The 11682-nt window shown below is 67.7% G+C and carries 13 protein-coding genes and 3 pseudogenes; 7 read left to right on the plus strand and 9 right to left on the minus strand.

Annotated elements, in window-relative coordinates:
• From AB0J09_RS39665 to AB0J09_RS39675, 3 genes are all read left to right on the plus strand, one after another.
• Window positions 1-392, plus strand: a 392-nt coding sequence (locus tag AB0J09_RS39665) for an MFS transporter (RefSeq protein ID WP_360702749.1), incomplete at its 5' end; no start/stop codon positions are given.
• A 12-nt stretch (window positions 393-404) separates the two neighbouring features.
• Window positions 405-1052, plus strand: a complete 648-nt coding sequence (locus AB0J09_RS39670) for a nitroreductase family protein (protein ID WP_360702751.1) — start codon at window positions 405-407, stop codon at window positions 1050-1052.
• A gap of 63 nt (window positions 1053-1115) precedes the next feature.
• Window positions 1116-1961 carry a helix-turn-helix domain-containing protein gene (locus tag AB0J09_RS39675; protein WP_360702754.1) on the plus strand — a complete coding sequence of 282 codons (846 nt, stop codon included), beginning with the start codon at window positions 1116-1118 and terminating at the stop codon, window positions 1959-1961.
• On the opposite strand, the gene AB0J09_RS39680 is transcribed toward AB0J09_RS39675, so the two are convergent.
• From AB0J09_RS39680 to AB0J09_RS39690, 3 genes are all read right to left on the minus strand, one after another.
• Entirely contained in the window at window positions 1867-2100 is a 234-nt protein-coding gene (locus tag AB0J09_RS39680; protein ID WP_360702775.1) for a DUF6192 family protein, read from the minus strand. The two genes, AB0J09_RS39675 and AB0J09_RS39680, sit on opposite strands and share 95 nt — an antisense overlap.
• Window positions 2101-2167: 67 nt before the next feature.
• Window positions 2168-3427: an FxsB family cyclophane-forming radical SAM/SPASM peptide maturase gene (locus tag AB0J09_RS39685; RefSeq protein ID WP_360702757.1), complete on the minus strand. Its 1260-nt coding sequence runs from the start codon at window positions 3425-3427 to the stop codon at window positions 2168-2170.
• Between the two features lie 80 nt (window positions 3428-3507).
• Window positions 3508-3744: a hypothetical protein gene (locus AB0J09_RS39690; protein WP_360702760.1), complete on the minus strand. Its 237-nt coding sequence runs from the start codon at window positions 3742-3744 to the stop codon at window positions 3508-3510.
• Window positions 3745-3995: 251 nt separating this feature from the next.
• Between AB0J09_RS39690 and dnaE the strand changes: the two are divergent.
• Window positions 3996-5286 (plus strand): annotated as a pseudogene (gene dnaE / locus AB0J09_RS39695) (DNA polymerase III subunit alpha); the annotation flags it as partial.
• Window positions 5287-5469: 183 nt separating this feature from the next.
• On the opposite strand, the gene AB0J09_RS39700 reads toward dnaE, so the two are convergent.
• From AB0J09_RS39700 to AB0J09_RS39710, 3 genes are all read right to left on the minus strand, one after another.
• Complete coding sequence (locus tag AB0J09_RS39700) at window positions 5470-5982, minus strand: GtrA family protein (protein WP_360702762.1); 513 nt, start codon at window positions 5980-5982, stop codon at window positions 5470-5472.
• Window positions 5983-6166: 184 nt separating this feature from the next.
• Window positions 6167-6349, minus strand: a complete 183-nt coding sequence (locus tag AB0J09_RS39705) for a hypothetical protein (protein WP_360702764.1) — start codon at window positions 6347-6349, stop codon at window positions 6167-6169.
• Between the two features lie 468 nt (window positions 6350-6817).
• Window positions 6818-8056 (minus strand): FAD-dependent oxidoreductase, encoded by a 1239-nt coding sequence (locus AB0J09_RS39710; RefSeq protein ID WP_360702766.1) that lies wholly within the window; start codon window positions 8054-8056, stop codon window positions 6818-6820.
• 176 nt (window positions 8057-8232) lie between these two features.
• Here AB0J09_RS39710 and AB0J09_RS39715 point away from each other — a divergent pair, with 176 nt between their 5' ends.
• Window positions 8233-8427, plus strand: a complete 195-nt coding sequence (locus AB0J09_RS39715) for a hypothetical protein (protein ID WP_360702778.1) — start codon at window positions 8233-8235, stop codon at window positions 8425-8427.
• Between the two features lie 26 nt (window positions 8428-8453).
• On the opposite strand, the gene AB0J09_RS39720 is transcribed toward AB0J09_RS39715, so the two are convergent.
• Window positions 8454-9185, minus strand: a complete 732-nt coding sequence (locus tag AB0J09_RS39720) for a hypothetical protein (protein ID WP_360702769.1) — start codon at window positions 9183-9185, stop codon at window positions 8454-8456.
• 204 nt (window positions 9186-9389) lie between these two features.
• On the opposite strand from AB0J09_RS39720, the pseudogene AB0J09_RS39725 reads away from it, so the two are divergent.
• A pseudogene (locus AB0J09_RS39725) lies at window positions 9390-9713 on the plus strand (transposase family protein); the annotation flags it as partial.
• Between the two features lie 60 nt (window positions 9714-9773).
• On the opposite strand, the gene AB0J09_RS39730 reads toward AB0J09_RS39725, so the two are convergent.
• On the minus strand, window positions 9774-10574 hold the full coding sequence (locus tag AB0J09_RS39730) for an SDR family NAD(P)-dependent oxidoreductase (protein WP_360702771.1): 801 nt from the start codon (window positions 10572-10574) through the stop codon (window positions 9774-9776).
• A gap of 85 nt (window positions 10575-10659) precedes the next feature.
• Here AB0J09_RS39730 and AB0J09_RS39735 point away from each other — a divergent pair, with 85 nt between their 5' ends.
• Complete coding sequence (locus AB0J09_RS39735) at window positions 10660-11337, plus strand: TetR family transcriptional regulator (protein ID WP_360702773.1); 678 nt, start codon at window positions 10660-10662, stop codon at window positions 11335-11337.
• A gap of 130 nt (window positions 11338-11467) precedes the next feature.
• On the opposite strand, the pseudogene AB0J09_RS39740 reads toward AB0J09_RS39735, so the two are convergent.
• Window positions 11468-11682 (minus strand): annotated as a pseudogene (locus AB0J09_RS39740) (IS5/IS1182 family transposase); the annotation flags it as partial.

Here is an 11682-nt window from a genome sequence, read left to right on the forward strand (position 1 = left end):
CCGCCGCCGGAATGCTGGTCCAAGGCGCGGGCATCCTGCTGTTCCTGCGGGCCGGGGCCACCGGCGACTACCTCACAGTGCTGCTGCCCGCGCTGCTCGTCCACGGCATCGGCAACGGGCTGTCCTTCCCCAGCCTCAACATCGCCGCCGTCGCCGGCCTGCCGGACGAGCAGCAGGGGCTGGCCTCAGGACTGGTCACCTCCGCCGTCCAGATCGGCGCCGGAATCGGTGTGGCGGTGCTGGCGGCGATGATGACGCTGGGCGGCTCCACGCTGGCCGGATACCGGATCGCCTTCCTGATGGCGGGCGGCTTCTCCCTGCTCGGCGCTCTCGTCGCCATCTTCGGCCTGCGCCCCCGCCGCCCCGCACCCGTACCCGCCCCCACCGCCTGAAGGAGACACATCGTGACGCTGGACCTCACCCCCGACGAGCTGCTGAGCACGACCCGCGCCGTGCGCAAGCGCCTGGATCTCACCCGCCCGGTGCCACGCGAGCTGATCGAGGAGTGCGTGGACCTGGCCGTACAGGCACCGACCGGGCGCAACCGGCAGCGCTGGCACTTCACGGTCGTGACCGAGGCCGAGCAGCGGCGGGCCGTGGCCGACATCTTCCTGCGCGCCCTACCGCTGGCCACCGGGCAGCCGCTGACCGAACGCGACGTGCGGCGGATGAACTACCATCCCGGCTCCACCGAGCGGGTCTTCGACGGCCTGCGCCACCTGGCCGACAACATCCACCGGGTGCCCGCGTTCGTCATCCCGGGCGTGGAGGGACGCACCGAACGCGCCCCGGTGGCCGTACAGGCCGGTGCGTGGGGATCGATCCTGCCCGCGGTGTGGAGCTTCATGCTGGCCGCCAGGGCGCGCGGCCTGGGCACGGTGTGGACCACCGCCCAGGGACCGCTCGAACGCGAGCTGGCCAAGGTGCTCGGCGTGCCGTACGAGGAGGTCATGCTGGCGGCCTTCATCCCGCTGGCCTTCACCATCGGCACCGACTTCAAACCCGCTCCCCGCATACCGCGGGAGGAGGTTCTGCACTGGGACCGGTGGTGAGCGGCGCCAGACCACTGGCACGATCACATCGGTTGTGCAGGTCAGGCCGCTACGGCCCGCACGATGTCGGCTACCTCGGCCCGGCACACCGGCGGATCAGATGCTGCCCTTGCGTTCGATGACCAGGATCCTGGCCTCGGGTACGGGGTGCGCGACGTGCTCGTCGCCCGGCTCGGCATAGCAGACGCGACCGGGCGTGAGCCGTTCGACGTGCTCCTCGCCGTCGCGCCGGGGGCGTTCGCGCTGGCCGCTGCCGGCCTTCTCGACGGCCTGCGCGCGACCACGCACTGGATGGACGCGCCCGATCTGGCGGCCCGCTATCCGGCCGTCGAGGTGGAGCCCGACCTGCTGTACGTCGACCACGGGAGGATCGCGACCAGCGCCGGGTTCGCGGCAGGCATCGACCTCTGTCTCAACCTCGTGCGTACCGACTACGGCGCGGAGGTCGCGGTCCAACTCGCACGGCGCCTGGTCGTGGCTCCGCATCGGGAGGGAGGCCAGGCGCAGTTCCTGCGGCGTCCCCTGCCGGCCGGCGGGCCCGGGATGACCGCCGTCTGCGCCTGGGCCCTGGACCGGCTGACCGAACCGCTCACCGTCGCCGACCTGGCCCGCCGGGCGGGATCGTCACCTCGTACGTTCGCCCGGCACTTCGCGGCCGAGACCGGCACCTCCCCGCTGCGCTGGCTGACCGCGCAGCGCCTCATCGAAGCACGGCGGCTCCTGGAGAGCACGGACCTGCCCGTGGACGAGGTGGCCCACCGGTGCGGGCTGGGCACAGCCGCCAGCCTGCGCCTGCACCTGTCGCGCGACGCGCTCACCACGCCGACCGCGTACCGCCGCGCCTATCGCGGCCGCCTGGGAACTCCAGACGGAACGTCAGCACCGGCGGAGTCAAGGTGGCCCGTTTGAGGTAACCGGGCGGTCGACCCGATGCCCGACCCCGGCGCTTGGCCGCGTCCTGGGTCCACCGGTGCTCTCCCGTCCGCTCATGCAGCGGCGGCTCGGCGAGGGCTGCCCACCGCTCCTGTTCGTCCGGGATCTCCGCCAGGAATGGCCCGCTCTCCCTTCACCGCGGTGTGTCCACCGGGCGGGATGCGGACCGCCGGCTCCAATTCTCAGCCTGCCTCCGCACGCTCGGCCCTCAACCGTTCCACGTCGGCGAGCACCCGGTCGCGGATGTGGCAGATCAGTTTGGCCAGGTCGGCGCAGTAGACGGAAGGATTGAGAAATCCCGAGCCGGCGCGGTATCGAGTGCTGTACTCGCCGGCCCCGCAGATATCCCGGATCGAGCAGGAAACGCAGATCGGCGACAGGTCGGCCACCCCTCGTTGCCGGGCGACGACGCCCGGAAGGAGTCGCGCGTCGTCGAACGTGTCGCGAAAAACGTTCAAGCCGGTGAATGGGGCGCCCTCGTAGGCGGACTTCAATGCGTCGCCGAGTTCGATGGTTCCGTCGCTTTCGATGACGATGAGCTGGAACGGGTTGAGCCCCAGCTCCTCGGTGTAGGCATGACCGCCGAGGCACAACGTCATGATGTTCTCGAAGAGCCTGACACCGGTCGGAAGCGGCACCGTGGAATACCAGCGCTCGAAGATCGGTATCAGCCAGTCCGCATACGCGGTGCCCCCGTCCCCGGAGGTCCATCCCGGTGGAGGAGACGACCAATTGCCGAGCGGCATCAGGAAGTCCACGGCCGGCGCCCCGGTGGCGAGCAGCGCCTCGTAGGTGGTCAGGGGGTCGTTCTCCAGGTCGATGGTGCACAGCACAAGGTCGAAGAGGTCACGGTAAGCGGGGCGGTTCAGAGCCTCGATGCCGCGCATCACCAGGTCATAGCTGCCGCGGCCGTTGGCGTACTTGCGGTGACGGTTCTGGCCTTCGCTGTCGCCGTCGAGGCTGACCGTGACACCGATGCGGTGTTCGCGCAGGACGTTCAGTAGTTTCTCGTCAGAAAGGAGCACGCCGTTCGTGGTGGTGACGAGCCGCAGCGGGACCTCGGACGGCGCGGCGCTCCGGAACGCTCGCGCCGCGTACGCGAATTGATCCGCGCCGGCGAGCAGCGCTTCGCCGCCGTGCATCCTCACCGACGCTCCCTGAATTTCGTCGGCGTGAGCCCGCAGGTGCTCTCCGAGCCGGAAGGCGACCTGGTCGATCGTCTCGCGTGACATGGCCACCGGTTTGTTCTTCCAGCTCTGGTCGGCCATCTCGTACATGTAGCAGTAGTCACAGGCCAGGTTGCACCGGCCGTGGAGTTTGAGAGCGAATTCCACGAAGGGCAGAGGGCGCCAGGACGGATCCGCAAGCGCCTGATCGGTCACGTCCTGAGTCGGCCATTCGGCAGCTCGCTCTTTCACCTGCACGATCGGTAGCTCGATCACGATGTCCTTCGCCTCTCTGCCCTTCGTGTCCCAGCAGGCCGCTACACGGCCCGATCAGCCACGGGAACGAACCCGCTCCGTCACCTGTTGAAACTGCCGGTAGGACGGAAGATGTCGTCGTCGGCGGTCACCCGGTTCAGCACCGCACCGAGCGCGCTGTTCTGGTCGGTGGTCGCCGCGACCTCGGAGAGATTCGCCTGAGAGGACTCGGCAGCCGAAGCGGCACCGGCTGCTCCGACTCCGACCGCGGACGCGGCAGCGAACGCGGCAGCCGTCAAGGCCACCTTCCGTACGAGATTTCCTTCACGTTCCGACATGGGATACTCCTTGCCGTACGGCTGGACATCGACCTGCCGCCATGGCGATTCCGACCCGCGGCCAGTGATGTCCTGCTTCGGTTGGGACTAATCGAAGTTGATCACGACAGCCGGACGGTACCGCACCGCCCCCACAGAGTCGCTACAAGGCCACTACACAGGTGCTTTGATCTCTCGCTGTAGCGATGGCGGGAGGAGCGCGGGTGGCGAAGCTGAAGCCGTGGGAGGTCAGCGACGAGCTGTGGGCGGTGCTCGACCCGCTGGAGCACGGCCTGCTGTTCGAGCGGTTCCTCATTCCCGAGCGGATCAGCCCGCCGGACATCGACCTCGACTTCGACGACCGCCAGCGCGACCGCATGGTGGCCTACGTCACCGAGAAGTACGGCAGTGAGTTCACCGCGCAGGTCAACACGTTCGGCACGATTAAGGCCAAGGCCGCCGTGAAGGACGCGAGCCGGATCCTCGGCTACCCGTTCGCGATGGGCGACAAGATCACCAAGGCGATGCCGCCCGATGTCATGGGCAAGGGCGTCCCCCTGGCGAAACTGTTCGATGAGGACTACCCCCGCTACAACGAAGGCGCCGAAATTCGCGCGCTGTACGAAAGCGACACCGACGTGCGCAAGGTCATTGACACCGGTCGCGGCGTCGAAGGGCTGATCCGCGGCACCGGCGTGCAGCCGCCGCGGTCATCCTGGCCTCGGCGCCGCTGCTGGACCTGATCCCCATGCACATGCGGGCCAAGCACGGCGTCATCATCACCGGCTTCGACTACCCAAGCTGCGAAGCCATAGGCCTGATCAAGATGGACTTCCTGGGGCCTGAGAAACCTGGGCATCATTGACCACGCCATCAAGATCATCGAGCGGAATCGGGGTATCAAGCTCGACACCCAGACGCTCCCCCTCGATGACGAGCCCACGTACAAGTTGCCGGCCCACGGCGACATCCTCGGCGTGTTCCAGCTCGACGGCGGCCCCATGCGGCAGTTGCTCAAGCTCATGGAGCCCACCCGGTTCGAGGACATCGCCGCCGTCCTCGCCCCTGTACCGGCCGGGCCCGATGGCGGCCAACGCGCACACCAACTACGCCCACCGCAAGAACGCCCGCCAGGACATCAAGCCGATCCACCCGGAGCTGAAGGAGGCGCTCGAGCCGATCCTGGGCACCACCTTCCACCTGCTCGTCTACCAAGAGCAGATCATGGCCGTCGCCCGGGAGCCGGCCGGCTACACGCTCGGCGGCGCCGACCTGCTGCGCCGCGCCATGGGCAAGAAGAAGAAGGAGGTCCTGGACGCCGAGTGGGACAAGTTCTCGGCTGGCATGCGAGCCAACGGCTACTCGGCTGAGGCGATCCAGGCGCTGTGGGACGTCATGCTGCCGTTCTCCGGGTACGCGTTCAACAAGTCGCACACCGCCGGCTACGGACTGGTCGCCTACTGGACCGCGTACCTGAAGGCCAACTACCCCGCCGAGTACATGGCCGCCCTGCTCACGTCGGTGGGCGACGACAAGGACAAGGCGGCCGTCTACCTGGCCGAGCTGATCATGAGCACTGTCCGAGCAAGGCCGCGTGATCACGAGCTTTGATAACGCTCCGTGATGTCGGACTTACGGGACTTTCGTTCGCTATCTATTCGCGGCCATCCGCGGGGCCGGGCCCGTGGGGCGCAGCAGCGGCATGAAGCAGTCCCACCGCCGAAACAGCTTCTGGATTCGCTGCCATCAAGCCGCCTTGTCCGTGGAATCGGGAGCGGAAGCCAGCCGCACGCTACCGGACTGGGCCTTCTCGTCGGGGAAGACCCACTTCCGGAGCGCCCAGAAGCGGAAGACCATGGCGATCAGCGTGCCGATGATCTGCGCGCTCATGAAGTCGGCGATCTCCTGGGTCACCAGGCTCACATCCGGGGTCTCCAGGCCAAATACGTACCGGGAGATCCATAGCGGCGCGGAGCTGAGCACTAGACCGACGCCACTGACCAGGAAGAACAGCGCCGCCTCGTGACGGCGCTCGCGGCCGCCCCTGGTCCGGAACGACCATTCGCGGTTCAACACGTAGGACACGATCGTCGCCACGAGCACCGCGATGATCTTCGCGGTCACCGGCTTCGGTTCCAAAATGGTCAGCTTCAGCCCATAGAACATCGTGTTGTCCACTAAGAACGCTGTTCCACCCACCACCGCGAACTTCAGCAGTTCACGGTGCTTCAGCGCAAGCGCGTGCAGCGGTTCCGGCAATCTTGCGAGTCCTGCGTTTGCTATTCGGAGCACCCCCGATCTTCTCACCGGTCGAACACCCTAGTAACAAGATTTACGGACACGGCTTGTCCGGCTGGAACCGTACCTGACGACAAATCCGCGTGATCATGAGCTTTGATAACGCTCTGCGAAGTCGGACCTACGGGTATCGGCGGAGCGCCTCCTACCCGTCTGGAATGAACCGGTGCTGCCTCACGGCTTCGCTCCACTCGGCGCTCGTCAGCCAGCCCACCCAGCTCACCGCATTGGGATCGGGCGAGACGTCGCGGGTGATGACCGCTTCGTGCACCCCGAGCCAGTACGAGCTGATCTCGCCGTGGCACAGGAACTTGACCACTTCATGCACCGGTGCGCCGACAGTTTCCGGGCCGGGCCCGGAGGGGCGCGCTGGTTTGTGGCTGTGAACGATAGTTGGCCGCTGGGAGCGGCGGTTGCCTACCGTGCCCGAAAATCACGTTGAGCCCGCACATCCGTCCCGAGCCAACGACTATGACAGTCTCACCGAGGCGTACGCGGCCGGAAACGAGGCCGGCATCGCGAACGCCTATTACGAGCGGCCCGCCATCCTGGCCCTTGCCGGAGAGGTGAGCGGCCGGCGGACCCTCGACGCGTTGCAGCGCACCGCGACCGACGCGAAGGCCCACGTGCTCACTGCCTGGACCATCAGCGGGCGTGCGGCCGTCGCCGTCGTCACGGCCCTGTGGGGAGTGTTGACCCGGGCTGACGATCGCCCGCACCGCGGTCGCGGTCGCGATCGCGGGAAATCCTGCTGGCCGGCACGGCCGTCTTCCTGCCCAGGTGGCGGCAGGACCCGCTACGGACGTCGGCGAGCGAAGGCGGGGGCATGCTCTGGCCGGGGACCGAAGCCCACGAGCCGGGCCGGTAGCGAGCGGAAGCCTGGAACCACCCGGCCGAGGTAGAGCAGCGCCTTGGGCGGACCCGCGAACTTGCCCTCGAACGCCGACTCGAAGACGACCCGCTGGATCACTCGCTGGAACGCCTGCATGATCGCGACGGGCCGCTGCCTGCGTCGCTGCACGGCCGCCAGGTCGGCGCGGGTGACGGCATGCCGCCGCAGCGGCCCGGCCAGGACGGCGGCCGCGGCCACCGCGTCCTGGACGGCGAGGTTGATCCCCACGCCGCCGGCCGGCGACATGGCGTGCGCAGCGTCGCCGATGAGCAGGAGGCCGTTGGTGTACCAGCGGTCGAGGCGGTTCAGCTTCACGTCAAGCATGACCACCTGGTCCATGTTCTCCAGGTGGTCCACCCGGTCAGCGAAGTCCGGACGCAGGCGGGCGACGCGCTCGCGGAACCACTCGATTCCCTTGGCCCGCAGCCGCGCGTCCGCACCTTTGGGGATGAAGTACGCCACCTGGTAGAAGTCCTCGCGGTTCAGCGAGAGCAGGATCTCGTTGCCCTGCGAGACCGGCAGGATGCTGGCAGGCGCGCCCCCTTCGCTCTCCCGCTTGGGCAGGCGGAACCACCAGACGTCGAACGGCACGGGGAACTCCTTGGGAACCATCCCCGCGTCCCGTCGCAGCGTGGAATGCCTGCCGTCGCAAGCCACCGTCAGCTCGGCGCGGATCTCTCCCTCGGCGCCGTCCGCCGTGCGATACCTGACGCCGACGACCTTCTCGCCCTCCCTGAGCAGTGCGGTCGCCTCAGTGTTCATGTGCAGGGCGAACCCCGGCTCGGCGCCGGCCGCCTTGGCGAGGAAGTTGAGCAGGTCCCACTGGGGCACCAGCGCGATGTAGTTGTATGGCCCCGGCAGCCGGCCGAACTCGGCGAGAGTGCTCTGGCCTCCGTCCGGGGTGGGGAACGCCACCCTGTTCAGACGGCTCTGCGGCAGGGCGCGGAAGCCCTCGCCGAGGCCGAGCTCGTCGATGAGACGGATGGTCGAGGGATGGACGGTGTCCCCGCGGAAGTCGCGCAGGAAGTCGCCGTGCTTCTCCAGCACGGTGACCTTGATCCCCGCTCTGGCCAGCAGCAGGCCGAGCATCATGCCCGCCGGCCCGCCTCCGGACACCAGCACGCCAGTACGTTCGGTGATCACGACTCTCCTTTCGCCGCCTTTAATTCATCGTAGGATGAAATCCAGCGAAAGCAAGCCCGCAATCGCTTGCAAGATCACCGACGAGCACCGCGACCGACCCGCCTGGAAGCCTGGCGGGTGGTGGTGCGCCCGATCGAGCTCTACCAGCGCCTCGGCTCTCCGCTCGGGAGGGCGCGATGAGCCCCAAAGCAGAGAGCAACTCCAACCATCCCAACCACACCGTGCAGACCCGCAAGTTCCAGGCGTATCTACGTTGGCGCAACGCCAACGCCCGCCATCCCGACGTCCTGGCCGCCCAGCGGCGCGAACGCGCCCGTGTACGCAGTGAGCGCCAACGCCGCTGGGGATGCTCGGCAACCCGCGTCGCGTGATCATCGATCACGGTGAACGTTCGTGGTCACCGCACTAGCTGATGGTCCGGAGTCCGGGCCACATCGTGGTCCACGACGCCCGCAGACCGGTGCAGACCGAGACGGCCTTGCCCTGCTCCCCGTTCGGGATGCCCAGCCCGTTGTCGATCCGGGCCACGTCGTGGCAGCCGACGAAGAAAGCGGCTCCAGTCGGTCGGCCGCCGGTCGCCGACGTGCACGACGACCGTACGGCGGGCCGGTGGCGGGCCCCATTCCCAGTACGCGTTGTGGCCGGAATAGACAGGTGGCAGCCCTGATCCGAGCAGGACGAGCGGGCTCGCCTCGCTGTAGTCATTGGTCAGGATCACCGCCCGGGCACGCTCGTCCGCGGGCAGGGCGGCCACCACGCCTTCGACCGTGGAGACGAATGCCGGCCAGCCGACCTCGTTCGCGGTGTCCGGGACCGTGGACGGAAGCGAGCTGGCGGCATATGTGGCGACGGGCAGGACAGGCAGTGTCAGGATCACGATGAGCGTCGTCTGGTTGCGACCTGGAGCGGTCAGCAATTGGGCCTGGTCAGCCTTGCGGCGCCGACGAAGCTGCCGCTGCGCCTGAGCGCGGGCGCAATCACGCGAGTGGTACAAGATGCCCGACGTGCGGTGCTGGCCGAATTCCGCCCGGCCGCGCTGACGAACGAAGGTCTTGTCGCACAGTTCGTTGGCGCACTGACGGAACTCAGCCTTCTCCACCAGGTGGTTGTACAGCTGGAGGAACGACACCGAGTACACAGTTGGCCAGCGCGAGTCCAAGGGGCGGAGCCCGATACTGAATTTGCTCAGCGCTTCGTTGACGACCTCTCCCAGGTCCGCCAGCCGGCCCAGAGGCTGAGCCGGCGAAATTCCGCCATAGACACTGGCTCGTTGGCGGCGATGAACTGAGCCAGTGCTTCCTCGGTCGCTTCCTGCTCGACCAGCTCTTCCAGGCCATTGCCCGGCTCGGTACACGACCTCAAAGCCGCCCGGATCTGGGGCATCCTGCGCCGTCTGAACACCACCGACCTGATTGTCCTGGCCGACAAAGGCTACGTCGGCTCGGTCGAGCACGTGCGCGTCCCGTACAAGGGCCGCAACAAGCCCGCCTCGCAGAAGGCCGCCAATGCCGCCCACGCCAAGCTCCGCGCACCGGGCGAACGCGTCAACGCGCAGTTGAAGACCTGGCGCATCCTGCACAAACTCCGCTGTTGCCCTCTTCTGGCAGGTCAACTCGTGAAAGCCATCCTTGTGCTACAGCTGCGCGAAGCCGGATGAAATGCACTCAGTAATGGCTGTCGCAGCGCCCTTGCCGGGGATCGGGAGAGCGGCGGACGATCAGTGCACGCCGCGGATGGTGCCGCCGTCCACCCGCAGCGTGGTGCCCGTGACGTAGTCGGCGAGCGGGCCGCTGAGATAGAGGACCGCGGCGGCGATCTCCTCGGGCCTGCCCATCCGGCCGACGTCGTTGGGCACCAGCTCCTCGATCGCGTTCCGTTCGATCTCCGCCCACGTCTCACCCCACCCTCGGCCCGGAGCGAGGTCGGTGAGGAACTGCTGGACGGTGTCGACCAGGATAGCCCCCGGGGCGACGGTATTGGAGGTGATGCCGGTGCCCTTCAGCTCACGTGCCAGAGAGACCGCGAGGTTGTGCCGAGCGGCCAGGGTGGCGTTGTAGTGAGGCAGGTCGGCACCCGGTTGAAGGGCGAGCCCGCCACCGATCTGGATGACGCGCCCCCACCCGCGTTCGTGCATGCTAGGGACGATGCGCGTGATCATCCGGACCCCGGAGATGACGTTGACCTCGTAGGTCTGACGCCAGTCCGCCACACTGGCCTCCTTCCAGGAGCGGTGCGGGTATGAGCCGGCATTGTTGACCAGGATGTCGATCGCCCCATCGGCCAGTGCAGCCTCGGCCACGGCATCGGCGCCCTCGTCGGTGGCCAGATCGCCGATCGCGACGTGGGCGCTACTGCCGTCCGCCCGGATGGCCGTGGCGACGGCCTCCGCACGGGCCCGGTCGCGGCCGTGGACGACGACCTCGGCGCCCTCGCGCGCCAGCGCTTTGGCGATTGCCTCGCCGAGGCCGGAGCTGGAGCCGGTGACCAGCGCGCGCTTACCCGTCAGTTGAAGATCCATGCTTGCCCTCGTTCATTTACGGAGACATGTCAGATGCCTCAATGTCTACAGTCGTAGACTTTCTCTTTAGTCTACACTCGTAGACATGCGTGATGCCAACATGCCCACCACCCCCGCCGACACATCGGCGTCCGAGGGCAACGCTCCGGGCAAACGCCGGCGCGACGCCGCCGCCACCCGGCAGGCCATCCTGGACGCGGCCCTCGCCGCCTTCACCCAGTACGGCTACGACGGAGTGGGCGTCCGCGACATCGCCCAGCGCGCGGGCGTCACTGCGATGCTCATCAACCGCTACTTCGGCTCGAAAGAACAACTTTTCGCGGAGGCGGTGGACGTGTCCTTCGCGCCGCGCACGGTGATCGCGGGCACGGGCGCGGAACTGGCCGGCGAGACGGCGCGGGCGCTGGTGGCACGGACGGCGCCGGAGGCGGAGGAACTCGAGCCGTTCCTGCTCATGCTGAGGTCGGCGGCCAACCCCAGAGCCGCCCAGATCATGCGCGAGGCGATCGGACGGCACCCCGGACGGCACCTCGACGATGAACTGCCGGGCGACGGGGCCGGGATCCGGGCGGAACTGATGTTGTCCCTTCAGGCGGGGGTGTGGCTGATGCGCAGCATCCTGGGCACGCCGGCGCTGACCGACGAAGAGCCGGAGGAGCTTGCCCAGCGGATCGAAGCGCTCTTTCAGGTGCTGGTGACGCCCTCTCCTACTGGATCACCACCCGTAGGGTCAAGCCATGAAGCATCGGGGCGTTGCACTTGAAGACCGGAGGGCGCACGACGGGCGTCTGCAGGCCATTCGACCAGGTGGGCGCAGGCCGGGCAGGCTCGCGTAGCCGTGGGCAGGAATCGCAGGCACCAGCCGAGAGTCGGCAACGGGTGCACTGAGTGTTTCATCCCGCTTCGCGGAACTGAAAGACAAGGATTGCTTTGACGAGCTGACCTGCGAGGAGTGGGCAGTAGCTGAGTTTGCGGAGGACACGCCAGGTTTCAGCTGTTGGCGCGTTCGCCGGGCCCGCGGAGCTTGGCGCGTGGGCTCCGCTGGCGCCTTCTGCAAGGCGGGCTTGTTGCGGCCCTTGTAGGGCACGCGCACGTGGTCACCGGCGCC

Origin of the sequence: Nonomuraea sp. NPDC049784 (assembly GCF_040659615.1) — a bacterium.
Taxonomy (GTDB): Bacteria; Actinomycetota; Actinomycetes; order Streptosporangiales; family Streptosporangiaceae; genus Nonomuraea.

Excerpts from the sequence above, each read along its gene's own strand:
- AB0J09_RS39675 (WP_360702754.1), top strand. The coding sequence starts at position 1,116 with ATGTCGGCTACCTCGGCCCGGCACACCGGCGGATCAGATGCTGCCCTT.
- AB0J09_RS39690 (WP_360702760.1), bottom strand. The coding sequence starts at position 3,744 with ATGTCGGAACGTGAAGGAAATCTCGTACGGAAGGTGGCCTTGACGGCT.
- AB0J09_RS39715 (WP_360702778.1), top strand. The coding sequence starts at position 8,233 with ATGAGCCCCAAAGCAGAGAGCAACTCCAACCATCCCAACCACACCGTG.
- AB0J09_RS39730 (WP_360702771.1), bottom strand. The coding sequence starts at position 10,574 with ATGGATCTTCAACTGACGGGTAAGCGCGCGCTGGTCACCGGCTCCAGC.
- AB0J09_RS39735 (WP_360702773.1), top strand. The coding sequence starts at position 10,660 with ATGCGTGATGCCAACATGCCCACCACCCCCGCCGACACATCGGCGTCC.